Source organism: Streptomyces lunaelactis, assembly GCF_003054555.1.
Taxonomy (GTDB): domain Bacteria; phylum Actinomycetota; class Actinomycetes; order Streptomycetales; family Streptomycetaceae; genus Streptomyces; species Streptomyces lunaelactis.
In genome coordinates, this window is record NZ_CP026304.1 from 5,542,260 (window position 1) to 5,567,046 (window position 24,787).

The window sequence follows — 24,787 nt, forward strand, 5'->3', positions numbered from 1 at the left end:
CTAGGACGGGGTGGGGGTGGGTAGCGCACCGAGATTCTCCTCGTTCCCGCTCCCCCGGGTGTAGCCGATGTTCTGGGCCTGAATCAGCGTCTCTTGCAACCGCCGGTAGTCACCATCAGGCCAGGCGGGCGAAGCGTCCGCGCGTTCCAGTAGGGAGTAGGCGGGCTGCCAGGAGGAGTTGTTGCCCCTCTCGAACACGTCCTTCGCCTCCGAGTGGTACTTCCCAGAATTGTCCCGGTGCTGCGATTCCGCGTATTTGTCCAGGTTGGATTCGATGAGTCCGCCGGTGACCCCCTCGACCCCGTCGGCGACGATGGGAACTACGGTTGCGGCGGCGCCCGCCGCGGGAGAGGGAACCAGCGAGAAGGCACCGCCCGTGGCCAGGCCAACGATCATCTTGTCCCGCTCGATACGCGCGTCGATCGCCTTGTTGTACTTCTCGTCGGCCGCCACGCCCTCGGCCTTGATCTCCTGGGCGCGTGACGTGTCCAGGATTCCGTGGACCTCAGCCCCTGTCCGGAGCGTGGTCTCCGCGCTGGTGGCGTCCAGGTCGCCGTCGGCCTCGATCGTCGGCGGGTACTTCTCCATCAGCGAGGTGCTGTATGCCTGCTGAGCCGTGCTCAGATCCGCGTAGGCGTCAGGGTCCTGCCCGAGGGTGCTCAGGAACGGCGTCAGCGACTTGCCGTCGAAGTGCGCGCGCTCATCGAGGTTCGCTCGGCCGCCGTTGTCCATCGCGTACAGCGACTTCTCGGCGCCACCGTTGAGCCCCCAGTTGATGTCGTCGATGTACGCCGCGCCGATCCGTCCCAGGCTGTCCCCGATCCCCTCCTGCTTCGCCAGCAGTTCCGCCCCGCTGAGCCCCGTCTGCTTCTCGTCCTTGTACTCCGGGTCCTGCCCGTACCGCTCCACGACCTTCTCGGCGACCGCCGCCGTGTCCGCGTCCCGGTGCAGCTGCGGCGGGTTGGCGTCGTATGCCGCGCCCTTCGTGGCCGACTCCAGCGCATGTCCCAGCGAGTCGTATCCCGCGATCCCGTTCGCCTTCTGAGTGGCGTGGTCCTCCGGCCATTCGCGGCCCTCGGTGAGGTAGTCGAAGTTGCTGTCCGAGCCGAGGAACTCGGTGGATGCTTCGGCGTTGTGGCCGAGGGCCTCCATGAAGCCCGTCATCGGGTCCCGGCCGCCGTCGTTGTCGGCGCCGAAGTGCAGGTGCTCGTAGCCGCCCGAGCGGTCCCACGGAAGGACGTCCTCGCGGCTCACCCTGCGCTGCAGGCCGCCGTGCTCGTCCTTCGTGTTCTCCTTCTCGTACGCGATGAGCTCCCGGCCGTAGTCGGTCAGGAAGTCCTGCTCGTACGTGCCGTGGCGCATCAGGTTGCTCATGACCTGGAAGCCGTACACGGGGTGCTGACTCGGGGTTCCGACGTCCTTGCCCCCGGCCGCGATCATTTCCTTCTTCCAGGTGTCCATGCCCTGGCTGTCCGACTGGGTCGCCGTTGCGAACGTGTTCCCCAGTTCGGTCTCCAGCGCACCCAGAAGCTTCATTCGCTCCTTCTGCTCGTCCGACAGGCCCTGCCGGGACCGCGGGTGCACATAGAACTGCTGGTCGTTCGCCAGGGCCGCGTAGAGGCTGAGCCCCTTCTCCGCACCCACCGACTTCGCGAAGCTCTCCGCGAACAGCGGGTCGTTCCTGTTGTTCTTCAAGTAGCCGTTCAGCCGGGCGAGTTCGGTGTTGGTCGCCTTCGTACCCTTGGCGTAGATGTCCGCGGCGTCCTTCGCGTCCGCCATGGACTTGGCGGCCTGGTCCCGGTCTTTGTACGACTTCCCGCCGGCGAAGCCGTGGTCGGTCTGGTCGACCAGCGCGTTCAGCACCTGCGCCGCGGTGCTGTCGCTCGTGGTGGCCGCGTTGAGGATGCGCTCGACCTCGTCGCGCAGATTCTCCGCGTCGTGGGGGGTGTGCTCGGGCACACTGGTGCCCTTGGCCGCGCGGTCGGGGTGGATGTTCATGGTGACCGTGAAACCGCCGCCGCCGGTGCTCGTCACCGTGAGGTTCTTCTTCAGGCCGCGGTCGAGCGCGTCCTTGAGCTGCCCCTGGTAGCCGATCAGCTCATCGCGGCAGTCCTGGAGGATGTTGCGGATGGAGGTCGCCTGGGTGACGGCGTCGGCGAATTCCAGCGCGGTCTTGGAGATGAACTCCCGGGTGACCTTGGCGTTGTAACCGGCCCAGTCCGCCTTCTCCGCCCGCTTCTTCAGCTGCGTGTCCGCGTCGGTCTTCAGCGACTCGAGCTTTGCGATCATCCCCGTCCAGTCGGCGACGGCCTCACCGAGCTGGGTAAAGCTGCCGAAGCGCAGCGCTTCCAGATTCATCGGCGCTGGTCCCTGTCGTCGAAGCCGGCGTCCAGTTCGGAGATCTTGCTGAAGGCGGTGAGCGCCCGTTCCTCGTCGTTGCGGTGGGCCTTGTTCGAGTACTCGAGGTGGTTGGAGATGTGGGCGCACGCGTCCAGCAGAGTGCGCACCTGCGCGTCCCAGTGCGCGGCGACATGGGCCAGCGCGCCGCCCACCTCGAAGTCGGCCTTCAGGCCGGTCGCGGCCTTCTCGCTGCTGGACTTGGCGTGCTTGCCGTCCGTCTCGAGACGGTCGAAGAGCTTGTGCGCCTCGTCGCCGATGGCGGCCAGCGACTTCTGGTTGACCTTCAGGTCGGCCTCGCCGCCCGTACCGGGACCGCCGCGACCGCCGTTCCCGTCGTCGAGTTGGTTGAGCCGCATCTGTGTGCTCTGCTGTCCGGCCGCATCGGCCTTCAGCTGCTCCCACTCGTCCCACGCCACAGCAGTACTCCCGTATGCCGAATGATCAGGGGAAGCTAGCAACGGGGGGTTTCAGTGATGTTTCCGTATCCTCACGCACCCTGCTGACGTGCGCGGACGCTCACGACGTCAGCTGCTGCGCGGGCGTGTGACCCCAGTCCGCGGGCAGCTGGGGCACCTGCCACGCCGGGTCCGGGCGCCAGTGTTCCCAGCCGGCGGAGAACGGGGCTGCCCAGGCGCGGATCTCCTCGACCGCCGCCCGGCCCGCCTCGCGGACCCTGCGTGCCTTCCCGGCGTCCATCAGGCCGACCCGCTGCGCCTGGTCGAACTCGTCCTCGTCCAGCCAGTGCCAGCTGCGGTCGGGGTGCACCGCGATGTCCAGGAAGTGGTCCTCGGAGTCGATGCCGCCCGCCCAACGGGTGCGCGGCTCCTCGAGGTTGACGTACCAGTTCTTGAACCGCCAGCCGCGCTCCCAGAACAGCCAGACCGACCACGCATCGCCGGGGCGTGCCAGCTTCAGTACGCCCGTGCCGAACCAGTGGGCGCGGGCGGTGGTGCGGGGCGCGGTGTAGCGGGTGGCGAGCGGCTCCTGGTGGACCGGCGTGCCGTCGGCGAGGACCGGCTTCACGCACTCCGTGCCCGGTGCCATCCAGGCCGCGAGCAGCTCCTCGGTGTCCTGCACGACGGTCACGGGGCGGCAGATGTGGACGGTACCGCCCGACAGGTCCGGGGCATGGCCGCGGTAGCGCCAGAGGATGTGGTCCCCGGGCGTCCAGCGTGAAATGCGTTCCGTACCTGTCATGAGCAGATCTTACGGACTACGGCCGGTGCCCCGCTGCGACGCAGGTCACGGCCGCCGTCTCACGGGCGCGTCATACGCAGCACGTCAAGCGCCTCGTCAAGCTGCTCCAGGGTCAGTGCTCCACGCTCCACATAGCCGGACTCGAGGACGACCTCGCGGATCGTCTTCCGCTCGGCCAGCGACTTCTTGGCGACCTTCGCCGCCTCCTCGTAGCCGATGTACTTGTTCAGCGGGGTGACGACGGACGGCGAAGACTCCGCGTACTCACGGGCCCGCTCGACATTCGCGGTGATTCCGTCGACGGTACGGTCCGCCAGCAGCCGGGATGCGTTCGCGAGGAGCCTGACCGACTCCAGCAGATTCTTGGCGATCACCGGGAGCATCACGTTCAGCTCGAAGTTCCCGGCGGCGCCGGCCGTCGCGACCGTGGCGTCGTTGCCGGTCACCTGGGCCGCCACCATCAGTACGGCCTCCGGGATCACCGGGTTGACCTTGCCGGGCATGATCGAGGAGCCGGGCTGGAGGTCGGGGAGGCTGATCTCCGCGAGGCCCGTGCGCGGGCCCGAGGCCATCCAGCGGAGATCGTTGGAGATCTTGGTGAGCGAGACCGCGACCGTACGCAGCTGGCCGCTCGTCTCGACGAGACCGTCGCGCGCGCCCTGCGCCTCGAAGTGGTCACGGGCCTCGGTCAGCGGCAGTCCGGTCGCGCGGGCGACCTCGGCGATGACCGCGGCCGAGAAGCCGGGCGGGGTGTTGATTCCGGTGCCGACCGCCGTACCGCCGAGGGGGAGTTCGGCGAGGCGGGGGAGCGAGGACCTGAGGCGCTCGACGCCGTACCGGATCTGCGCGGCATAGCCGCCGAACTCCTGGCCCAGCGTCACCGGGGTCGCGTCCATCAGATGCGTACGGCCGGACTTGACGACATCCGCGAACTCGGCGGACTTGCGCTCCAGCGAGGCCGCCAGATGCTCCAGCGCCGGGATCAGATCGCCCGTCACGGCGGCCGTCGCCGCGATGTGGATGGAGGAGGGGAAGACGTCGTTGGACGACTGGGACGCGTTCACATGGTCGTTGGGGTGCACGTCGCGGCCGAGGCGCTCGGTGGCGAGGGTCGCCAGGACCTCGTTGGTGTTCATGTTGGACGACGTGCCGGAGCCGGTCTGGAAGACGTCCACCGGGAAGTGCTCGTCCCAGCGGCCATCGGCGACCTCCGCGGCCGCGTCGGCGATGGCTCGCGCGATGTCCTTGTCGAGCACGCCGAGTTCGGCGTTGACCTGGGCGGCGGCGGCCTTGATCTGTGCCAGGGCCTCGATGTGGGCCCGCTCGAGCCGCTGCCCGGAGATGGGGAAGTTCTCCACGGCCCGCTGGGTCTGGGCCCGCCACTTCGCGTGCGCGGGCACCCGCACCTCACCCATGGAGTCGTGCTCGATCCGGTACTCGTTCGCGTCGGTCATCGGTGTCGTACCTCCCGGAAAGGTGAGCACTTGTCTTGTTTTATCTATTCCCAAGTGCGCTACCCGCCAGTAAATACCCCAGGTGCCGCTTTCTTTCCGGGGGACGACTCACGTACCCCCGAGCGGCCCAAACCGGGGAGGCGCAATGCTGCATCTCTTTGGGGGACAACCCCCAAGCCCCCGAACCACCAGACGAAGACTTCGCTGTACGGTCGCGGCCGCCGCCGCACTGGCGGCGGCACTTGGCGGAATGGCGGCCACGACCACGGGCGCCCAGGCCGACGAGGCCCGTACCGCCGTAGCCGCCGCACCCCTGCCGCCCGAGCTGGAGTCCATCCGCGCGGCCGAAGCCACCAAGCTCTACGGCAGCCCCGCCGAGCGCCCGCTCGCCGACCGCAGGACCGGCCTGATCTCGCTCGGCGACAGCGAGATCTCCGGCGAAGGGGTGGGCACGTACGAGCCGGGCACCAACGGGCCCGACAACTGGTGCCACCGTTCGCCCGACGCCGCCATCCACCGCACGGGCATCGCCGCGGACGTGACGTACAACGTCTCCTGCTCCGGCGCGTACAGCGGAAACATCCGGATCGGCGGCTCGAAGCAGTACGCCGACGAACTCGTCCAGAGCGACAGCCTCGCCATCAAGGCCCGCAACACCCGCATCAAGATGGTGCTGTTGGTGGCCGGAGCCAACGATGATCTGCAGTTCGGTCCGGTGATGACCGACTGCGTCGTGCGCTATGTGACCTTCCAGGGCCCGTGCGAGCCCAAGTACGCCCCCGGCTGGCAGGCGCGCGTCGACGGACTCGTCCCCAAGGTCGAGCAGACCGTACGGGACCTGCGCACCGTGATGCACGACGCCGGATACGCGGACGGCGACTACAAGCTGGTCGTCATGGGCTACCCGAGCCCCATCGGCCCGGACTTCCGCGACAACCCGCACTTCCCCGGCAAGCTGATCTGCGGTGGGATGGGCTACGACTCCGACACCGTCTGGGGCCGCAACACCGCGGTCCCCGCCTTCGAGCGCGGTATGCGCGGGGCCGCGGCGGCCACCGGGGCCGTGTACCTGGACAACTCCCGCCTCTTCCACGGCCATGAGGTCTGCATGGAGGACAGCTGGGCACGCGGTCTTTACATCGACCTCTCCAAGCCGGGCCTGCCGGACGCCAATTCGGTGCGCCAGTCCTTCCATCCCAATGTGCGCGGGCATGCCGCTTTCGCGTCCTGCCTGACCCAGCTGTACGACTCCGGTCTGCGTGAGGCGAGTTGCGCGGACGTGGCGTCCACGGGGAAGCCGGCGCTGTACGCGGGCGCCTGGGACGACGCGTACAAGCCGCTGAGGAACGAGGCGACGGGCTCCTGTGCGGACGTCTCGGGAGCGGTCAGCCGTAACGGCACCGGGGTCACCGGGTGGGACTGCCACGGCGGCCGCAACCAGGGCTGGTGGTACGACGCGGCACGCAGGTCCCTGCACACGGAGCTGACGCAGGACCGCTGCCTGGATGTGCCCGGGGCGAGATACCAGGCGGGGGTGGCCCTGATCGTGTGGGACTGCTCGGGGGCGGCGAACCAGCGCTTCGTACGGGAGTCGGGGACGGTACGGCCGGAGGCGGCGGCGGGGTTGTGCGTGACGCTGGCGTCGGGGAGGGAGGCGGTGCGGCTCCAGGCGTGCTCGGGCGCGGCGAACCAGCGGTTCGGGTAGCCGAGCGTTTCCGGGGCTCCGCCCCGGACTCCGCGCCTCAATCGCCGGCGGGGCTTGAGGTTGCCGGTCCGGCAACCTCAAGCCTGTCCGGCGATTGAGGACACGCCCGAAGGCAGTACGGCCCGCCGCAGGCGCTACGCCGGCCCCGGCCCCCGCACGGGGATCGACGTGAACGTCGGCGCCGGTGCCGGCTCCGTGAAGAAGTCATTGCCCTTGTCGTCCACCACGATGAACGCCGGGAAGTCCTCGACCTCGATCCTCCACACCGCCTCCATCCCCAGCTCCTCGTACTCGACGACCTCGACCTTCTTGATGCAGTCCTGCGCCAGCCGCGCCGCGGGCCCGCCGATCGAGCCGAGGTAGAAGCCGCCGTGCGTCCCGCACGCGTCCGTGACCTGCTTCGAGCGGTTGCCCTTGGCGAGCATGACCTTGGAGCCGCCCGCCGCCTGGAACTGCTCGACGTACGAGTCCATGCGCCCGGCCGTCGTCGGGCCGAAGGAACCGGACGCGTAGCCCTCGGGCGTCTTCGCCGGACCGGCGTAGTAGACCGGGTGGTCCTTCAGGTACTGCGGCATCTCCTCGCCCGCGTCGAGCCGCTCCTTGATCTTGGCGTGTGCGATGTCGCGGGCGACGACTAGCGGGCCGGTGAGGGACAGCCGGGTCTTCACCGGGTACTTGGTGAGCTCCGCGAGCACGTCGTCCATCGGCCTGTTGAGGTCGACCCGGACGACGTCCTCCGCCTCGTCCAGGTGCTCGTCCGTCGTCTCCGGCAGGAAGCGCGCCGGGTCGGTCTCCAGCTGCTCCAGGAACACACCCTCGGCGGTGATCTTCGCGGTCGCCTGGCGGTCGGCCGAGCACGAGACGGCGATCGCGACGGGCAGCGAGGCGCCGTGCCGCGGCAGCCGGACCACGCGTACGTCGTGGCAGAAGTACTTGCCGCCGAACTGCGCCCCGATGCCGATCTTCTGGGTGAGTTCGAAGACCTTCTCCTCCAGCTCCTTGTCCCGGAAGCCGTGGCCGGTGGGGGAGCCCTCGGCGGGCAGCTCGTCGAGGTAGTGCGCGGAGGCGTACTTCGCGGTCTTCAGCGCGAACTCGGCGGACGTGCCGCCGACGACGATGGCCAGGTGGTACGGCGGACACGCGGCCGTACCCAGCGAGCGGATCTTCTCCTCCAGGAACTTCATCATGGAGGCCTCGTTCAGGACCGCCTTCGTCTCCTGGTAGAGGAACGACTTGTTGGCGGAGCCGCCGCCCTTCGCCATGAAGAGGAACTTGTACGCGCCGCCGTCGGTGGCGTACAGCTCGATCTGGGCGGGGAGGTTGGAGCCGGTGTTCTTCTCCTCCCACATGGTGAGGGGAGCCATCTGCGAGTAGCGCAGATTGAGCTTGGTGTACGCGTCGTAGATGCCGTGCGAGAGGGCTTCCTCGTCGCCGCCTGCCGTCAGCACGTTCTGGCCGCGCTTGCCCATCACGATCGCCGTGCCGGTGTCCTGGCACATGGGGAGCACGCCGGCGGCGGCGATGTTCGCGTTCTTGAGCAGGTCGAGCGCGACGAACTTGTCGTTGGACGAGGCGTCCGGGTCGTCGATGATGCGGCGCAGCTGCGCGAGGTGGGCGGGCCGCAGATAGTGCGAGATGTCGTGCATGGCCTCGGCGGCGAGGGTGCGCAGCGCCTCGGGCTCGACCGTGAGGAACGTACGCCCGTCGGCCTCGAAGGTGGAGACACCCTCGGAGGTCACCAGCCGGTACGGGGTGGTGTCCTCTCCCAGCGGGAGCAGATCGGAGTACTGAAACTCTGGCATTGCGGCCATTCCTCACTCGGCAGACAGCGGCGCTGACGTCCATTGGCAGCGCGCCCTCCAGCGTAGAGCGGGGTTGGCCGACGCTGTCTGTGAGGTAAGGCTCAGTTGGAGTTCAAGCCTCGCCGGCGATTGAGGCGCGGGGCTCCGGGGTGGAGTCCCGGAGCCCCGGTTCTGGAAGCCGCGCCGCCCTGGACCTCTAGTCGCGATCTATCGCGTTTCGCTACCCTGGATCCGTGGACCTCGACAAGAATCATTCAGCGGCCTCCGGCCGCGGGCACTCCCAGAAGCCGGTCGCCCCCGCGGAACCCCGCGACGCCATCCGTGCCTCCGATGCCGACCGCGACCGGATCGCCGACATCCTCCGGGACGCCCTCGCCGAGGGCCGGCTGGACCCCGAGGAGCACTCCGAGCGGATCGACGCCGTCTACCGTGCCAAGACCGTCGGTGAACTGGAGCCACTGGTGCGGGACTTGCCCGCGACAACCGGCCACGCCGATGCCACGGCGTACGCGTACGGCCCCGAACAGCCCTCCGGCCCCGCCGAGAATCTGGTCGCCGTCTTCTCCAGCTCCACCCGCAAGGGCCGCTGGCGCGTCGGTGGTCGTACCAACGCCTTCTCGATCTTCGGCAGCATCGAGATCGACCTCACCGAGGCGCTCTTCGGGCAGCGGCTGACCGTCATCAACGCGACCTCCATCTTCGGCAGCGTCGAAGTCCGCGTACCCGAGAACATCTCGATGCGCGGCAGCGGTACCGGGATCTTCGGCACCTTCGACGTCCTCACCCTCGAGGCCGCCGACCCCGAGGCCCCGGTCGTCGTTGTGAACGGGTACTCGGTTTTCGGCAATGTCGAGGCCAGGCCCAAGCGGGGCAGGCGGATCGCGGATCTCCACGACCGCCTGCGTAAACACCTCGGCTGACGGCTGCGCCCCGGAGCGCTTTCCGGCCGTGAACGCCCGTGTGCAATTCCGCACACCGGAAGTCCGTGCCACTCAGTGCATAGGCGCACGCACAGCGGGTAGGGAGTGCTGCATCGTCTCTCGCTCGCGAAGCCGTCGTCAGGAGTAGACCGTGCTGCAACTGCCGCATCAGTCCTTGCAGGTAGCCGCCCTTCCGCCCCAGCGAATTCCTGCTCGGGAAGATCAGGCCGGACCCTGGCACGCGGAGGCGGTGTGCCGTCGGGACGAAGCCGGACTGTTCTTCGCCCCGTCCAAGGAACCTACGGCCGCGCGGCTGTCGCGCGAGGAGGCCGCGAAACGGGTCTGCGCCCGCTGTCCTGTGATGGTCGAGTGCCGGGAGCACGCGCTGCTCCAGCCCGAGCCGTACGGAGTGTGGGGCGGGCTGACCGCGGCCGAGCGCCGTGTGGTGCTGGCCCGGCGCAGGCGGCGCGAGGTGGAGCTCAAGAAGTCGGCGTCCGCGGCCTGATTCCTCGCGTACGCACGGGAAGGGGCGCTCCCACCGCACATGGGGGCGCCCCTTCCCGTAGCCGCGACTGTGGCGGCTGCTACTTCGCGCGGTCGAAGTCGATGGCGCTGTACGCACGCAGCTTGGAGAGCCGGTGCGTCGAGTCGATCTGGCGGATCGTGCCGGACTTGGAGCGCATCACCAGCGACTGGGTGGTCGCGGTCTCCGCGCGGTAGCGGACCCCGCGCAGCAGCTCGCCGTCCGTGATGCCGGTGGCGACGAAGAACACGTTGTCGCCGCTGACCAGGTCGTCGGTGTGCAGGACCCGGTCCAGGTCGTGCCCGGCGTCGAGCGCGCGGCGGCGCTCGGCCGCGTCCGTCGGCCAGAGCTTGCCCTGGATGGTGCCGCCGAGGCACTTGATCGCGCAGGCCGTGATGATGCCCTCGGGCGTGCCGCCGATGCCCATCAGCATGTCGACGCCGGTGCCTTCGCGCACGGCCATGATCGCGCCGGCGACATCGCCGTCCGAGATGAACTTGATGCGGGCGCCGGTCTCGCGGATCTCCTTGACGATGCCCTCGTGGCGGGGGCGGTCCAGGATGACGACGGTGACGTCCTCGGGCGAGGAGTTCTTGGCCTTGGCGACCCGGCGGATGTTGACCGAGACAGGGGCGTTGATGTCGACGACATCCGCGGCCTCGGGGCCTGTGACCAGCTTGTCCATGTAGAAGACCGCGGACGGGTCGTACATGGTGCCGCGGTCGGCGGCGGCGAGTACGGCGATGGCGTTGGGCATGCCCTTGGCGTTGAGCGTGGTGCCGTCGATCGGGTCGACGGCGATGTCGACCTCGGCGCCGGTCCCGTCGCCGATCCGCTCGCCGTTGAACAGCATGGGGGCTTCGTCCTTCTCACCCTCGCCGATGACGACGACGCCGTTCATCGAGACGGTGGAGACGAGGGTCCGCATGGCCTTGACGGCCGCGCCGTCCGCGCCGATCTTGTCGCCGCGGCCGACCCACCGGCCGGCGGCCATGGCGGCGGCTTCGGTGACCCGGACGAGCTCCAGGGCCAGGTTGCGGTCGGGGGCCTCGGGAGAGACCTCGAGCTGGGACGGAAGACTGTGCTCGGTCATCGGAGCGCACCTTTCTGTACGACGACGGCCGGAAAAGAGGGTGCTGCGACTCTATCGGTACGTCGACAAAATGAGCAGAGGGCCCCACGTTTGAGCACGCGCCCTTGATGCGACGATGGGGCACGTGGCAGGTATGCGAGGCAGACAGACGATGCGGGACATGGTGCTGTCGATGGCGGTGATCGGCGCCGTCGTCGCAGTGATCTACGTGTTCATTCCGCACGACGAGAAGGCGGATCCGGTCAAGGCGGTCGACTTCCGGGTGGAGCTGCTGACGGCGCGGCGCGCGGCGCCGTATCCGGTGGCGGCACCGGAGGGACTTGCGAAGGGGTGGAAGCCGACGTCGGTCTCGTACGAGCGCGCCGACTCGGATGCCTGGCACCTGGGCTTCCTGGACCCGGACGGCGAGTACATCGCGGTCGAGCAGTCCACGGCGCCCGCCGGGAAGTACATCCCGAAGGTGAGCCAGCAGGCGCGGGAGACCGGGAAGACGCAGCAGGTCGCTGGTGAGACCTGGCAGCGGTGGGAGGGCCCGAAGTACGACGCGCTGGTGCGCGAGGACAAGGGCTCGACGACGGTGATCACAGGTACGGCGTCGCCGGAGCGGCTGGCGCAGATGGCTGCCGCGCTGGAGACGAAGCAGCCCTGACGTCCCTGACGTCCCTGACGCCCTGAAACCGTCAGGACATCCTGACGTCCTGATGAACGGCGAAGGCCGCCGCACCCGGAACCGGGTGCGGCGGCCTTCTGCCAGCCCGTACGGGCTCAGACGGTGGTGACGACCTCTTCGTAGGCCAGCCGCGGGGAGCGCGGGAACGACGCGTCCTCGGCCGGCTTGCCGATGTTGACGATCATCAGCGGGGTGTGGTCGTCGTCCAGGAACTCCTTCTGGACGCCGGCGAAGTCGAAGCCGGTCATCGGTCCCGCGGCGAGGCCGGCGGCGCGGACGCCGACGATGAAGTACGCGGCCTGCAGGGCGGCGTTGAAGCCGGCGGCCTGCTCGCGGGCCGGGCGCTCGGCGAAGAACATGTCCTTGGCCTGCGGGAAGGCCGGGAACAGGGCCGGGAGCTCCTCGTGGAACTCGTTGTCGGCGGCGAGGATCGCGACCAGCGGGGCGGTGGCGGTCTTCGGCTGGTTGCCCTCGGCCATGTGCTGGACCAGGCGCTCACGAGCCTCGTCGGAGCGGACCAGGACCATGCGCAGCGGGCTCTGGTTGAAGGCGGTGGGGCCGTACTTGACGAGGTCGTAGATCGCCTGGACCTGCTCCTCGCTCACCGGCTCGTCGGTGAACGCGTTGGCGGTACGGGCCTCACGGAAGAGGAGGTCCTGGGCGGCGGAGTCAAGTGCGAGGGTCATGCTGGCGTACCTTCCGGGGGGTGCAGAGGATCTTTACGACCGCTCCAACCGCATCCCGATAGATTAAATTTCAACAATGTGCCGATGGTGACCCGACTCACACCGGAAATGACCTCTGACCTGCTCAGTCTTCGGTGGTCCCGGCGGCCGCGCCTTCGCCGTCACCCTCGGAGAGCGCCGCGTCCAGGCGGGCGCGGGCGCCCTCGAGCCAGTGGCGGCAGACCTTCGCCAGCTCTTCTCCGCGCTCCCAGAGAGCCAGCGACTCCTCGAGCGTCGTGCCGCCCGCCTCCAGGCGGCGTACGACCTCGATCAGCTCGTCCCGCGCCTGCTCGTAGCCGAGCGCGGCCTCTTCCGTCTTGGCAGCCATGCGATCCACCCTATGTGTGAGGTCCGACAACCAGGCTCACCCGGAGACCCGGGCCGCTCGTCCGGCGTTCGCCCGGAGACCCGGCGCGCTCGGCCGGCGGTCATCGGCGCTCACCCGGTGACCCGCACTGCGAACTCGCCCTCCGAGACCCGTGCCCGCAGCTCGTCGCCCGCCGCGACGTCCTCCGGTGAGCGGACCACCGCCCCGTCCGCCCGCTGCAGCACCGCGTACCCCCGCTCCAGCGTCGCCGCCGGTGACAGCGAGACCACCCGCGCCCGGGTGTGCGCCAGCTCCGACTCCGCGCGGTCCAGCAGATGGCCCAGCACCCGCCTGCCGCGGGCGACCAGCGCGTCGACCTCCGCCTCGCGCGCGTCCACCATCCGCTGCGGGTGCTCCATGGCCGGCCGGGCCAGCGCGTGTGCCAGTCCCCGCTCCTCGCGGTCGAGCAGCCCGTGGACGGTACGCAGCGCGCGGTCGCGGAGCTGCCGCACCCGGTCCAGCTCCTCGCCCACGTCCGGTACGACCTTCTTCGCCGCGTCCGTCGGCGTGGACGCCCGCAGGTCCGCAACCAGGTCGAGCAGCGGCGCGTCCGGTTCGTGCCCGATCGCCGACACCACCGGCGTGCGGCACTCGGACACCGCACGCACCAGCTGCTCGTCCGAGAACGGCAGCAGATCCTCCACGCTGCCGCCGCCGCGCGCCACGATGATCACGTCCACGTCCGGGAGTTCGTCCAACTCCTTGACGGCCTGGACGACTTGGGCCACCGCGTGCACGCCCTGCACGGCCACATTGCGCACCTCGAAGCGGACGGCGGGCCAGCGCCGCCGCGCCATCTCCAGGACGTCGTGCTCGGCCGCCGATGCCCGGCCGCACACCAGACCCACCCGGTGCGGCAGGAACGGCAGCACCTTCTTCCGGTCGAGCGCGAACAGCCCCTCGGCCCCCAGGGTCCGCTTCAACTGCTCGAGGCGGGCGAGCAGTTCACCGATCCCCACCGGCCTTATCTCCACGGCACGCAGCGACAGCTGCCCCCGCGGGGCGTACCACTCAGGCTTGGCGTGGACGACGACGCGCGCGCCCTCGGCCACCACGTCCGCGACCGCGTCGAAGACCTGCCGGAAGCAGGTGACGCTCACGGAGATGTCGTACGAGGGGTCCCGCAGCGTCATGAAGACGACCCCGGCGCCCGGCCGCCGGGACAGCTGGGTGATCTGCCCCTCCACCCAGACCGCCCCGAGCCGCTCGATCCACCCTCCGATGAGCCGTGACACCTCGCCGACCGGCAGGGGAGCTTCCGCGGACGTGTTGAGAGCCATACGAGCGAGCGTATCGGCCGCGTACGACAAAGCCCCCACAACAAGCCCCCCACAAGAGAGCCGCTGGCCATCGCGTCCGTCCGTCGCTCGCGTCCGGCCTCGGTCTTCCGCCTGTGGGTGATCTCCTGCCTCTCCGACGCGGCCTTACGATGGGGGGCATGACTGCTACGACTCCTGCCCGACGCGTCCTGCTCGCCGCTCCCCGTGGCTACTGCGCGGGCGTGGACCGTGCCGTGATCGCCGTGGAGAAAGCCCTTGAGCAGTACGGGTCGCCGATCTACGTCCGCCACGAGATCGTCCACAACAAGTACGTCGTACAGACCCTGGAGAAGAAGGGCGCGATCTTCGTCGACGAGACGGCGGAGGTCCCCGAGGGGTCGATCGTCATGTTCTCCGCGCACGGTGTCGCCCCGGTCGTCCACGAGGAGGCCGCGGAGCGCAAGCTCGCGACCATCGACGCGACCTGCCCGCTGGTCACCAAGGTCCACAAGGAAGCCGTCCGTTTCGCCGGTGAGGACTACGACATCCTGCTGATCGGCCACGACGGCCACGAGGAAGTCATCGGTACGTCCGGCGAGGCCCCCGAGCACATCACGCTGGTCGACGGCCCGGAGGATGTCGCCAACGTCGAGGTGCGCGACGAGTCGAAGGTCGTCTGGCTCTCCCAGACCACGCTGTCCGTGGACGAGACCATGGAGACGGTGGACGCGCTCAAGACCAAGTTCCCGCAGCTGATCTCCCCGCCGAGCGACGACATCTGCTACGCCACGCAGAACCGCCAGATCGCGGTGAAGCAGATGGGCGCCGAGGCGGATCTGGTCATCGTCGTCGGCTCGAAGAACTCCTCGAACTCCGTCCGCCTCGTCGAGGTGGCGCTGGGCGCGGGCGCACGCGACGCGCACCTGGTGGACTTCGCCGCGGAGATCGACGAGACCTGGCTGGACGGAGTCTCGACGGTCGGTGTCACCTCCGGTGCCTCGGTCCCCGAGGTCCTGGTCGAGGGCGTACTGGAGTGGCTGTCGCAGCGCGGCTTCGAGGACGTCGAGATCGTCAAGGCGGCCGAGGAGTCCATCGTCTTCTCGCTCCCGAAGGAGCTCCGCCGCGACCTGCGCGCGGAGGCGGCCGAACTGTCCGGTAAGCAGTCCGGCAAGTAACCGTGCTCCAGGCTGTGGCGCAGGCCGTGACGCAGGCCGTGCCCCGGGCCGGGGAAGTGACTGTCAGCGGCTGCCCGTAACGTTGTGTCCATGAACGTGTTCGGAGTGGACATCGGCGGATCCGGCATCAAGGGCGCACCCGTGGACCTTGAGCGCGGCGACCTGACGCAGGAGCGCCATAAGGTACTGACCCCACATCCATCGACCCCCGACGCCGTGGCGGAGGGCGTTGCCGCGGTCGTCGAGAACTTCGGCTGGTCGGGCCCGGTCGGCATCACCTTCCCCGGAGTCGTCACGAGCGGGGTCACTCGCACGGCGGCCAATGTCGACAAGGGCTGGGTCGACGTGGACGCGTCGAAACTGCTCGGGGACCGGCTCGGGGGGCTGCCCGTCACCGTTCTCAATGACGCGGACGCCGCGGGCGTCGCGGAGATGACGTTCGGGGCGGGCCGCGGCCGCAAGGGCACGGTGATCCTGCTGACCTTCGGTACGGGCATCGGGAGCGCGGTCTTCATCGACGGCCGCCTGGTCCCGAACACCGAGCTGGGCCATCTCGAGCTGCACGGCCACGACGCCGAGAAGCACGCCTCCACGAAGGTCAAGGAGGACGAGGGCCTGAGCTGGCACCACTGGACCCGTCGGGTGCAGAAGTACCTGGCCCATGTGGAGATGCTGTTCTCGCCGGAGCTGTTCATCATCGGCGGCGGTGTGAGCCGCAAGGCGGACAAGTTCCTGCCGCTGATCGAGGGCATCAGAGCAGAGATCGTCCCGGCGGAGCTGAAGAACAACGCGGGGATCGTGGGCGCGGCGATGGCTGCGGCGGGCAGATAACGGGGGCCGGGCAGCAGGGCCCCTTCGGAGGGTCGGCCGGCCGCGCCCGCTGACTCGGCTTCAGGCGCGGCGCGTCGGCGGACCCGGGCGGCGGCGCTGGCGGCGGCTCATCATCCGTACCTTGCGTACGCAGGTGATCAGCCCGGCCACCAGCGTGCCGCCGTACAGCCAGCCCGCGTGCACGGCGAGGGCGGTGACCACGGCCATCGTCTGCCCGCCGAAGCCCCCGGTCCCGCCGGCGATCGGCACGATCCCGACCGCGAAGGCGATCGGCACACTGATCGGCGCGGTGACCAGGTCGGCCTCCCGCACCCAGAGCGCGGTGAGTGCGCTGACGGGCAGGAACAGCATTCCGTAGACCACGGCGGAGCCGTCGAGGAGCAGCCAGTCCAGGCAGCCGAGCGCGAACATCGTCGAGGCTGCGAACAGTCCGCCGCCGAGCCCGGTCAGCCGGGGCTTGGGCAGTCGGCGCAGCGCGAGCACCACGGGGGGCACGGCCCGCGCGGGCCGTGCGGGCACCCGGTACACGCTCGCGGTCTCGGCGATCGCGCCCTGGGGAGCGACGTCCACGGGGGAAATAGGGGTCTGCGGCCGCTGCCGGCGCTGCGGGTGACTTGTCCTGTGCTGCTCCACTCGACCAACGTAGGTCGCGAGGTGGGAGGAATCAGGCACGGGACACGCCCTTTGGTGGACCTTGGCGTTGAGTTCGACTCCCGGCTCCCGTCGCTGCCCCGCTCGACCCGCCCGTAAACTGGGGGATCGGCCCACCTCCGGGCCGTACGGCCATCAGCCAGTCCTCACTTCAGGAAGTCGCCAACGTGTCGCTCACGATCGGAATCGTCGGCCTGCCGAATGTCGGCAAGTCGACCCTGTTCAACGCCCTGACCAAGAACGACGTGCTGGCGGCCAACTACCCGTTCGCCACGATCGAGCCGAACGTCGGCGTCGTCGGCGTCCCCGACCCGCGCCTGGCCACGCTCGCCGGGATCTTCGGCTCGCAGCGGATCCTCCCCGCCACGGTCGACTTCGTCGACATCGCCGGCATCGTGCGCGGCGCGAGCGAGGGCGAGGGCCTGGGCAACAAGTTCCTGGCGAACATCCGTGAGTCGGACGCGATCTGCCAGGTCATCCGTGCCTTCAAGGACGAGAACGTCGTGCATGTCGACGGCAAGGTCTCGCCGAAGGACGACATCGAGACGATCCACACCGAGCTCATCCTCGCCGACCTCCAGTCGGTCGAGAAGGCGGTGCCGCGCCTGACGAAGGAGTCCCGCCTCCAGAAGGACAAGGTGGCGGTCCTGGCGGCGGTCGAGGAGGCCCAGAAGATCCTCGAGGAGGGCACCACGCTCTTCCATGCGGGCATCACCGCCGGCACCGAGAAGGGCCGGCTCCTGCACGAGCTGCACCTGCTGACCACCAAGCCGTTCCTGTACGTCTTCAACGTCGACGAGGACGAGCTGGTCGACGAGGACTTCAAGAACGACCAGCGGGCGCTGGTGGCCCCGGCCGAGGCCATCTTCCTCAACGCCAAGATCGAGTCCGAACTGATCGAGCTGGACGACGACGAGGCGCTCGAACTCCTCCAGTCGATGGGCCAGGAGGAGCCGGGCCTGGCCACGCTGGGCCGCGTCGGCTTCGACACGCTGGGCCTGCAGACGTACCTGACGGCGGGCCCGAAGGAGACCCGCGCCTGGACGATCAAGAAGGGCGCGACGGCTCCGGAGGCGGCCGGTGTGATCCACACCGACTTCCAGAAGGGCTTCATCAAGGCGGAGGTCATCTCCTTCGCCGACCTGGTCGAGACGGGCTCGGTCGCGGAGGCGCGCGCGAAGGGCAAGGCGCGTATGGAGGGCAAGGACTACGTCATGCAGGACGGCGACGTGGTGGAGTTCCGCTTCAACGTGTGATCGTTTCGTTACTGCACGCTAGGTGATTCGTCAAGCGTGCAGGTCGGAAGGGGTCGGGCTCTGGTGAGTCTGACCCCTTCTGTATTCCCGTGCTGACTTGGTGACCTGGGGGCGCCCCGTGGCGGGCGCCAGTGGTGTTCTGGTGAGCGGTTGAATGCAGATTGTTACTTTCATTGGACGCTTGATATTCTGCGCCCAATGAAAGTATCGCCGAGTCTGCTGCCCATCCTCCGGTCCCGTATGCAAGGCGAGCTCCTCGCGCTCGTGCTCCTGCATCCGGAACGCGAGTACAGCATCACCGAACTAGCCGCTGACGTCGGAGTGACGCCTACCGCTGTCCTGCGGGAGGTTGACCGGTTGGCCGACGGTGGCATCCTGACCGATCGGCGAGTGGGGCGCAGTCGCCTCGTCAAGGCTCGCACGGATACTCCGCTGTACCGTCCGCTGAGCGAGCTCATGTCTGTCTCTTTCGGCCCCGTGCCAGTGCTCACCGATGCGCTGGCGGGACTCGAAGGCGTGGAGCGCGCCTATATCTACGGCTCTTGGGCCGCTCGGTACAACGGTGAGCCGGGGCCGCCGCCTGCCGATGTGGATGTCCTCGTTGTGGGTGACCCCGATGCCGACGCGCTCTTCGACCTTGCCGAGGAGGCGTCCCGACGCCTGCGTCGTGAGGTCAACGTTCATCGGGTCTCCGTCGAGGCGTGGGAGGCCCGTACGGACGATCCGTTCCTCACCGGCGTTCGCGAACGTCCGCTGGTCCAGCTGAACCTTGACCTGGAGGCGCAATGACGCGCTGGAACCAAGGGCGGTCGACGGTTGACGCGCTCATCGCCAGTGGTGGGCTTGAACGCGTACCCGCTTCTCAGCAGGCCGCCGAAGCGGAACTGGTCCGGGCGCGCACGCATGTAGGCTCCGCGCGGCAGTTGGCGGCCACGGACCCGGAGGGTGCGTACACGCTGGCCTACGACGCCGCGCGCAGAGCGTTGGCCGCGGTATTGCAGAACCAGGGACTGCGCGCGACCAGTCGTGGTGGCCATACCGCCCGGAGCTCGTCCATGGCGACCCGCTGCTCGAGGGCTTCGGCAACGTAGGCGGAGAAACCGCCCGGCCCGTCATGGTCAGCCGGTCAGTGACTTCCACATGGTGAGCGGGCGGTCCTCCACCGTGATCTGGTCCTCGTGAGCACTGCCGTCGCGGATCACGATGATCCGGTACTTGTCCTGGTGGAACACCCAGAACAGGCTCAGGCCATTGATCCGCTGCATGTCCGGTACCGCGAGGAACTCGTCGACCCGCGTGATTCCGGCGAGCGAGCGCCACAGGTCGAGCCCGCGGTCCCCGCGTTCGAGGGCGTCCTGGTGCATCGCGCCGTCGGCGACCGAGATGAGACGGTATACCTGACGGCCCATCATCGTGTGGAACACCCAGTAGTAGCTCTTGCCGCCCACCCGCTGCATGTCGGGGACCGGCAGGAAGGCATCCACCCTTTCGATGCCGCTGAACGAGGCCCAGGCGGAGAGCTGGCGGTCCGGCAGGTCGATCGCACCGGCCTGCTCGGGCGGGAGCCCGGATTCCGCGCCGTCGGCGATCGAGATCCGCCGGTAGACCTGACGGCCCTCAGCGGTGTGGAACAGCCAGAACCGGCTGCGGCCGTTGATCCGCTGCTCGTCCGGTACCGGAAGGATCGCGTCGACCTTGGTCACCCCGGCGTAGCACGGCCAGGTGGTCAGCGGCCGGTCGGGGCGCTCGCGGACGTCCAGGTGCTCGTCGCCGTCGGCGATGGAGATGGTCCGGCAGACCGGGCCGACGCTGCCCGTTCCGTACGCCCAGTACCAGCTCTTGCCCTTGTCCCGCTGGAGGTCGGGGATGGGCAGGAAGGAATCCGTCGGGCGGACGTCGCTCGGCAGCTTGTCGGTGAGTCGGCCGTCGCCGAGGTGCCGCAGCGTGGTCAGCGACGGTACGAAGGCGTAGACCGACCCCTCGGTGGCGACGAACTGGCTCAGGCTCAGCTCGGTGGTGGTGCCGGGGGTCTCGTAGCTGACGGTGCCGGCGGCACCGACCATCGCGTCGGGGCCCGGCTTCTTGGGCCGGTTGGGCGGGAAGGCGGTGCTGTCGATCCAGGACTTCTGGATGAACTCGAACTGCTGCACAAGGTCCGACTGGTAGCAGACGAACAGGAGGCCGCGCGGCGAGTCGGGCCCGCCGGGCCCCTCCGAGGCGGGGTCGAACGGCGCGCCGTACGGGGCGCCGCGGCGGATGATCCGGCGGCGGTCCATCACCGGATTCTCGTCGAGCGGAGGGTGTCCGGGCTCTTCCTGCAGTCCGTCCCGGGGGTTGGACTTGCGCAGGTGCGAGAAGAGCGGGGTGGTGTAGCCCTCCGGGTCGTTACGGAAGCCGAAGTCGTTGTCCTCGCCGGCCAGGGCGCTGGAGGGCATGTCGGCGTTGGGGCACTTGGCAACCGGGGCGCCGGAGCGCCAGCGGCCGACGAAGCGGGCGGCCAGCCACTCGCTGGTCGCCTCCGCCGGTACCACCTTGGCCTTCTTGAGCACTTTCAGCTGGACGCCGACCTGTGCCCAGAAGCCCGGGACGTCCTGGGCGAGCCGACGCACCACCTGGAAGGTGCCGTTGCCGGCCCAGTCGGGTGCTTCGTGCGGCCCGCCGTCGACCCGGTCGTGACCGAGGACGAACTCTCCGGCCGGGATCAGCCGGGTGCCGTGCTTGCCCTTGACGTACTCGGGTTTGGCCGGGTCCGGCTCGTCGAAGCCGAGCACGCCGGGTTCGCTGACGCCGTCCTTGAAGCCGAAGTGCTCCTTGCCGCGGCGGGTGCCCGGCAGCGTGGCGCCGTTCTGCTGAAAGACGATCACGATCTTGGCTTGGGCGCATGCCTCGCGCTGCTCGGTGACCGCCGTGTGGAGGTCCTGAACGGTGTCGGAGGCGACGGTGAGGACGGCGTGGACGGTCTGGCCCTTGCCGTCGCCGAAGAGCCAGTTCTCCGGTGAGCTGTCGCCGGTGTCGCCCAGCGCCCGCTTGTCCGAGCCCTGCTTGAAGGCCTCCAGGCCGCTGCCCGCCTTGGCCGAGGGCAACGGGTCCTTGCCGGTCAGCTCCCGCAGCCCCTCGTACGTGAAGCTGACATTGAGCCACGTGGCCTTCAGTGCTTTCGGGTCATCGCCGCCCGAGGCCTCCCTGGCCTTGCGGAAGGCGGCGTTGAACGTCGCCACCTGTCTGGTGGTGGAGACTTGTGGTTCCAGTCGCTTGACCCAGGTCCGTGCCCGCGCCGCGTCCTCGAACTTGAGGAACAGCAGCGTCATCTGGTCCTTCTTGAAGCCCGCGATCACATCGCCCTGGATGTCGTCGCTCTCACGCAGTTTCAGATCGTTCGGCATGCTCTCTCCCGGCGGATCGGCCCGCCCGGTAGTTGCGGACTGTAATCGCCACTATACGTAATGTAGTCATGAAGATACGGAGCGTAGCCAGGCGTTTCCGGTGATCGGGCTGCCCGACACCCGCCCGGGGAGCCGGGTTCCCCCATCGGTCCCCCTGTGCCACACGGCTGCTGAGGTGCTCTCAGATGGCAGGGCTCACCCACCTGCTGCCCTCGGCGCGACATCGCGCATGCTGTGACGCAAGACTGATACCCGTCACTGTGCGTGAACGGGGACCGCGCCACCGCGGCCTCTCCCTCGGCCGTCGTCCCGTCGGAGCCGGTGACCTGCGCTCGCTCTCTGTCCCCTGCGCAGCTCTCCCTCCCGAAGGAGTCGTATGTCCCGCACGAATCCTCCCGTGACCGCACGTCGACGACTCGCCACGGCGATCTCGGTCTGCGCCGTCACCGCGATGGCCGTATCCACGGCCCTGGCGGCTGCCGGCCCGGTACTCGCACACCCCGGTCACGGAGATCGCGGCGAGGACTTCCCGGCCGCCCCCGCCTCCCGGGCCGCGACCGCTCCGATCAAGGCCGACCCGGACGAGACGGCGGCGCTCGGCAAGGAGCACGCAGAGGAGCACGCCCGGACCAGGATGGCGATCGCCGGCGTCGGGGAGTACCCGCAGACCACCCGGACCGAGCGGCTCAAATCGCTGACCGACTCGCAGGCCACGGGCAATGCCGCCTTCGATGCCGCCGAGTTCGGCAGGTTCCGGGACTACTTCCAGTCCCCGGACTTCGCGGCCCACATCGCGATGCTCCCCACCGGCAAGGTGCTGCTGTTCTCCTTCGAACGGATCGAGACCAACCCGCAGAAGGAGCCCGCGCCCACCGACACCATCGGCAAGGAGAACGCCGGCCGCGCTTTCCTCTGGGATCCGAAGCTCGGCACCGGCCCCACGGCGTTCAAGGAGGTAAAGCCGCCGGTCGTCAACATGCCCGACGGCAAGAACGAGCCCCGCCCGGCCCCGTTCTTCTGCGCCGGCCACTCCTACCTGCCGAACGGGATGCTCGGCGTGTTCGGCGGCAACCTCGGCGGCAACGGCGGCAGCGGTGCCAAGCTGTCGCTGGTCTTCGACCCCTGGCAGGAGGAGTGGTACCTGAACCAGGACATGGCGGTCGGCCGCTGGTACCCGTCCGTGGTCACCGGGGCCGACGGGCGGCAGGTGATCATGTCCGGCCAGTCGGAGCTCGGCTGGGGCACCCCCACCTCGATCGTGGAACGCTTCCCCGCCCAGAGCGTCCCGGTGCCCGTCGACAAGACGGCCAAGCCGATCGGGTGGCCGGTGGAACGCCTCAAGACCGAAGCCCCGTTCAAGTGGGACTATCCGCACCTGTTCTCGCTGCGCGACGGGAAGATCTACGGTCTCGGCCGTGCCTCGGACCAGCAGTGGCTCTTCGACACCCTCAGCGACACCAAGAGCGACCTGCCGCCCCGCCCGGACGGCAAGAAGCGCAACTACGGCTCCGCCGTCCCGCTGCCGGCCGGCTTCAGGGGCCCCGACTCGGTTCTGGTCCTCGGCGGCGACCGCGACGACCCGAACACCTACCGCTTGGCCGGCGGCAAGTGGGCCACTGAGAAGCCCCGCGCCTTCGGTCGCACCCAGGACGACACCCTGCTCCTGCCGAACGGGAACCTGCTCACCGTCAACGGGGCCTTCGACATCCGCGACTACGGCAACGGCGACAAAAACCCCAACGCCGACCTGAAGTACCGCCAGGTCGAACTGCGCGACGAGAACGGGGACTGGAAGCTCGGCCCCGCTCAGCGACTGCCGCGCGGCTACCACTCCAACGCCGTAGTGCTCCCGGACGGCCGGATCATGATCACCGGCGACGAGCTCCAGCAGCTCGCCAACGACCCCGACATCACCGACAGCATGAACGGCAGCATCGAGATCTACGAGCCGGCCTACCTCCACCAGGGCAGCCGCCCCAGTCTCGGCCTGATCTTCAACCCCAGCGTCGGCTACGACGAGAAGATCACGGTGAGCACCAATACCCCCAACGACGTCACCCGCGCCGTCCTGCTGGCTCCGACCACCGCGACCCACTCGGTCAATACCAGCCAGCGTCACCTCGAGCTGCGCATCAAGAGCCGCAGTGGCAACTTCCTGGAGCTCCAGGCCCCGCCGTCCGCCGCTGCGGCCCCGCCCGGCCACTACATGCTCTTCCTCCTCAACGAGGAGGGCGCGCCGAGTGCGGCAGGCTGGGTCCAGCTCAAGCCCCCCACGGCCGGTGCCACACGCGGCAAGCCGTAGGCCACCGACGAGACGGCTTGGCGGGAGGAAACCGGGTCCTGGCAAACGGGCGGCGGTCCGGCCAGTCCGCAGACAGTCCGCAGGGCAGCCGTAAACGCCCGTCGCAGGCCAACGCAGCCAAACGGGCAAATGCCTGGTCAGGGCCCTGAGCGGGGCTCCGCCGCAGGTCAGGAATGGGCCGCAGACATTCCGCTTCCACGTCTGACGTTCCATCAAACGTGGCGCCTGGCCCGCTTGCTGGCGGGTCGGGCGCAGGTGCCTGTCCGCGGGGAGTCCTCGTCCGCAAAGTGCTGTGGCTGACGGCCGACCTGGTTGGCGTGGCTGTGGTCGGCGCCTCAGACCTTGACGACCTCTACGGAAGGGCCGCACAGGAGCGTCAGGTCCTCGGGGTCGGAAGTGAGGACGGTGACCGGCTGGGGCGCGTTGCGGGCGATGACGGCGAAGGCGGCGTCGATGGCGTACTTGTGGCCGTGGAGACGATGGGCGCGAAGGAGGGTGGCGGCTTCGTCGGTGACCGCTCTGGTGACGTCGTGAACGTCGACGCGGGAGAGGACCCACTTGATGCGGGCCGGGTGGATCCGCTCGTAATCGGCCTCAAGAGTGGTCATGGCGCTGGTGGCCACGCGGATACCTTCCTCTGCTGCCGCCTGGACCAGCGCTACGACGGTGCGGTCCTTGCGGTAGAGCTTGGAGAGTCCTTCGCTGTCGAGCAGCAGGGTGCCGGGCATCAGGCGGCGGCACCGCCGACCTGTCGGTGGTCATGGCGCAGCAGCGCGCGGGCGGCCTCGACCTCCTCGCGGGTGAGCTCGTCATTGTCGGTCTCGAAGTCGGCGACGATCTCCCGAAGCTTGTCCATGGCGACCCGTTGTTCCAGGGCTTCGGCAACGTAGGCGGAGAAGCCACCGGGCCCGACATGGGCGCGTACGGCCTCGGCAAGGTCCTCGGGCAGGCTGATGGAGTACTTTCTGCTACTGCTCATGGTGTCGATCCTACCGACGGTCGTAACTCTGTGGGTGCGCATGGCAGTGCGGGGGAGGCGGCTCGCCTCGGAGCGCGAGCTGATCGATCCCGACC

The 24,787-nt window shown here is 68.9% G+C and carries 22 protein-coding genes; 9 read left to right on the forward strand and 13 right to left on the reverse strand.

From position 1 onward, the window contains the following. From SLUN_RS25715 to SLUN_RS25730, 4 genes are all read right to left on the reverse strand, one after another. Entirely contained in the window at positions 1–2,358 is a 2,358-nt protein-coding gene (locus SLUN_RS25715) for a DUF6571 family protein (RefSeq protein ID WP_108152107.1), read from the reverse strand. After that, positions 2,355–2,816, reverse strand: coding sequence for a hypothetical protein (locus tag SLUN_RS25720; RefSeq protein WP_108152109.1), 462 nt, complete (start codon positions 2,814–2,816; stop codon positions 2,355–2,357). Before SLUN_RS25720 ends, SLUN_RS25715 begins: the two co-directional genes overlap by 4 nt. A 100-nt stretch (positions 2,817–2,916) precedes the next feature. Continuing rightward, positions 2,917–3,597 carry a cytidylyl-2-hydroxypropylphosphonate hydrolase gene (gene fomD / locus SLUN_RS25725; RefSeq protein ID WP_108152112.1) on the reverse strand — a complete coding sequence of 227 codons (681 nt, stop codon included), beginning with the start codon at positions 3,595–3,597 and terminating at the stop codon, positions 2,917–2,919. Positions 3,598–3,656: 59 nt separating this feature from the next. Beyond that, a complete protein-coding gene (locus tag SLUN_RS25730; RefSeq protein ID WP_108152114.1) occupies positions 3,657–5,051 on the reverse strand; it encodes a class II fumarate hydratase in 1,395 nt (464 codons plus the stop codon). A gap of 145 nt (positions 5,052–5,196) precedes the next feature. On the opposite strand from SLUN_RS25730, the gene SLUN_RS25735 reads away from it, so the two are divergent. Further along, positions 5,197–6,756 carry a ricin-type beta-trefoil lectin domain protein gene (locus SLUN_RS25735; RefSeq protein WP_108152116.1) on the forward strand — a complete coding sequence of 520 codons (1,560 nt, stop codon included), beginning with the start codon at positions 5,197–5,199 and terminating at the stop codon, positions 6,754–6,756. A gap of 134 nt (positions 6,757–6,890) precedes the next feature. Here SLUN_RS25735 and SLUN_RS25740 read toward each other — a convergent pair whose 3' ends face one another. After that, the gene (locus SLUN_RS25740) at positions 6,891–8,558 is read right to left on the reverse strand and encodes a fumarate hydratase (RefSeq protein ID WP_108152118.1); all 1,668 of its coding nucleotides are present in this window, start codon (positions 8,556–8,558) and stop codon (positions 6,891–6,893) included. 233 nt (positions 8,559–8,791) lie between these two features. Between SLUN_RS25740 and SLUN_RS25745 the strand changes: the two genes are divergently transcribed. Continuing rightward, positions 8,792–9,478: a DUF1707 SHOCT-like domain-containing protein gene (locus SLUN_RS25745; protein WP_108152120.1), complete on the forward strand. Its 687-nt coding sequence runs from the start codon at positions 8,792–8,794 to the stop codon at positions 9,476–9,478. Between the two features lie 151 nt (positions 9,479–9,629). Next, complete coding sequence (locus SLUN_RS25750; RefSeq protein ID WP_108152121.1) at positions 9,630–9,983, forward strand: WhiB family transcriptional regulator; 354 nt, start codon at positions 9,630–9,632, stop codon at positions 9,981–9,983. A 79-nt stretch (positions 9,984–10,062) separates the two neighbouring features. Here the strand turns inward: SLUN_RS25750 and glpX are convergent, their stop codons facing one another. Continuing rightward, positions 10,063–11,094 (reverse strand): class II fructose-bisphosphatase, encoded by a 1,032-nt coding sequence (glpX, locus tag SLUN_RS25755; RefSeq protein ID WP_108152123.1) that lies wholly within the window; start codon positions 11,092–11,094, stop codon positions 10,063–10,065. A gap of 133 nt (positions 11,095–11,227) precedes the next feature. Here glpX and SLUN_RS25760 point away from each other — a divergent pair, with 133 nt between their 5' ends. Next, the gene (locus tag SLUN_RS25760; protein WP_175313796.1) at positions 11,228–11,743 is read left to right on the forward strand and encodes a DUF4245 domain-containing protein; all 516 of its coding nucleotides are present in this window, start codon (positions 11,228–11,230) and stop codon (positions 11,741–11,743) included. Positions 11,744–11,859: 116 nt separating this feature from the next. On the opposite strand, the gene SLUN_RS25765 is transcribed toward SLUN_RS25760, so the two are convergent. The 3 genes from SLUN_RS25765 to xseA form a co-directional block, all read right to left on the reverse strand. Next, positions 11,860–12,450 carry a malonic semialdehyde reductase gene (locus SLUN_RS25765; protein WP_108152125.1) on the reverse strand — a complete coding sequence of 197 codons (591 nt, stop codon included), beginning with the start codon at positions 12,448–12,450 and terminating at the stop codon, positions 11,860–11,862. Positions 12,451–12,574: 124 nt separating this feature from the next. Next, entirely contained in the window at positions 12,575–12,817 is a 243-nt protein-coding gene (locus tag SLUN_RS25770; RefSeq protein WP_108152127.1) for an exodeoxyribonuclease VII small subunit, read from the reverse strand. 110 nt (positions 12,818–12,927) lie between these two features. Next, complete coding sequence (gene xseA / locus SLUN_RS25775; RefSeq protein ID WP_108152129.1) at positions 12,928–14,136, reverse strand: exodeoxyribonuclease VII large subunit; 1,209 nt, start codon at positions 14,134–14,136, stop codon at positions 12,928–12,930. A 149-nt stretch (positions 14,137–14,285) separates the two neighbouring features. Between xseA and SLUN_RS25780 the strand changes: the two genes are divergently transcribed. Then, a complete protein-coding gene (locus tag SLUN_RS25780; protein ID WP_108152131.1) occupies positions 14,286–15,290 on the forward strand; it encodes a 4-hydroxy-3-methylbut-2-enyl diphosphate reductase in 1,005 nt (334 codons plus the stop codon). Positions 15,291–15,380: 90 nt separating this feature from the next. Next, on the forward strand, positions 15,381–16,121 hold the full coding sequence (gene ppgK, locus SLUN_RS25785; protein ID WP_108152133.1) for a polyphosphate--glucose phosphotransferase: 741 nt from the start codon (positions 15,381–15,383) through the stop codon (positions 16,119–16,121). 60 nt (positions 16,122–16,181) lie between these two features. On the opposite strand, the gene SLUN_RS25790 is transcribed toward ppgK, so the two are convergent. After that, on the reverse strand, positions 16,182–16,700 hold the full coding sequence (locus tag SLUN_RS25790; protein WP_371413924.1) for a DUF6542 domain-containing protein: 519 nt from the start codon (positions 16,698–16,700) through the stop codon (positions 16,182–16,184). Positions 16,701–16,939: 239 nt separating this feature from the next. Here SLUN_RS25790 and ychF point away from each other — a divergent pair, with 239 nt between their 5' ends. Together ychF and SLUN_RS25800 are read left to right on the forward strand one after the other, a co-directional pair. After that, on the forward strand, positions 16,940–18,028 hold the full coding sequence (ychF, locus tag SLUN_RS25795; protein WP_108152135.1) for a redox-regulated ATPase YchF: 1,089 nt from the start codon (positions 16,940–16,942) through the stop codon (positions 18,026–18,028). A 198-nt stretch (positions 18,029–18,226) separates the two neighbouring features. Beyond that, on the forward strand, positions 18,227–18,817 hold the full coding sequence (locus tag SLUN_RS25800; RefSeq protein ID WP_108152137.1) for an ArsR family transcriptional regulator: 591 nt from the start codon (positions 18,227–18,229) through the stop codon (positions 18,815–18,817). A 329-nt stretch (positions 18,818–19,146) separates the two neighbouring features. Here SLUN_RS25800 and SLUN_RS25810 read toward each other — a convergent pair whose 3' ends face one another. Then, on the reverse strand, positions 19,147–21,411 hold the full coding sequence (locus tag SLUN_RS25810) for a Dyp-type peroxidase (protein WP_254710155.1): 2,265 nt from the start codon (positions 21,409–21,411) through the stop codon (positions 19,147–19,149). Positions 21,412–21,787: 376 nt separating this feature from the next. Between SLUN_RS25810 and SLUN_RS25815 the strand changes: the two genes are divergently transcribed. Next, positions 21,788–23,713, forward strand: a complete 1,926-nt coding sequence (locus SLUN_RS25815) for a galactose oxidase early set domain-containing protein (RefSeq protein WP_108152139.1) — start codon at positions 21,788–21,790, stop codon at positions 23,711–23,713. A 335-nt stretch (positions 23,714–24,048) separates the two neighbouring features. Here the strand turns inward: SLUN_RS25815 and SLUN_RS25820 are convergent, their stop codons facing one another. Both SLUN_RS25820 and SLUN_RS25825 read right to left on the reverse strand, forming a co-directional pair. Then, positions 24,049–24,441: a DNA-binding protein gene (locus SLUN_RS25820; RefSeq protein WP_108152141.1), complete on the reverse strand. Its 393-nt coding sequence runs from the start codon at positions 24,439–24,441 to the stop codon at positions 24,049–24,051. Then, positions 24,441–24,692: a hypothetical protein gene (locus SLUN_RS25825; protein ID WP_073946283.1), complete on the reverse strand. Its 252-nt coding sequence runs from the start codon at positions 24,690–24,692 to the stop codon at positions 24,441–24,443. The genes SLUN_RS25820 and SLUN_RS25825 overlap by 1 nt, the downstream gene beginning before the upstream one ends. Positions 24,693–24,787: the final 95 nt, after the last annotated feature.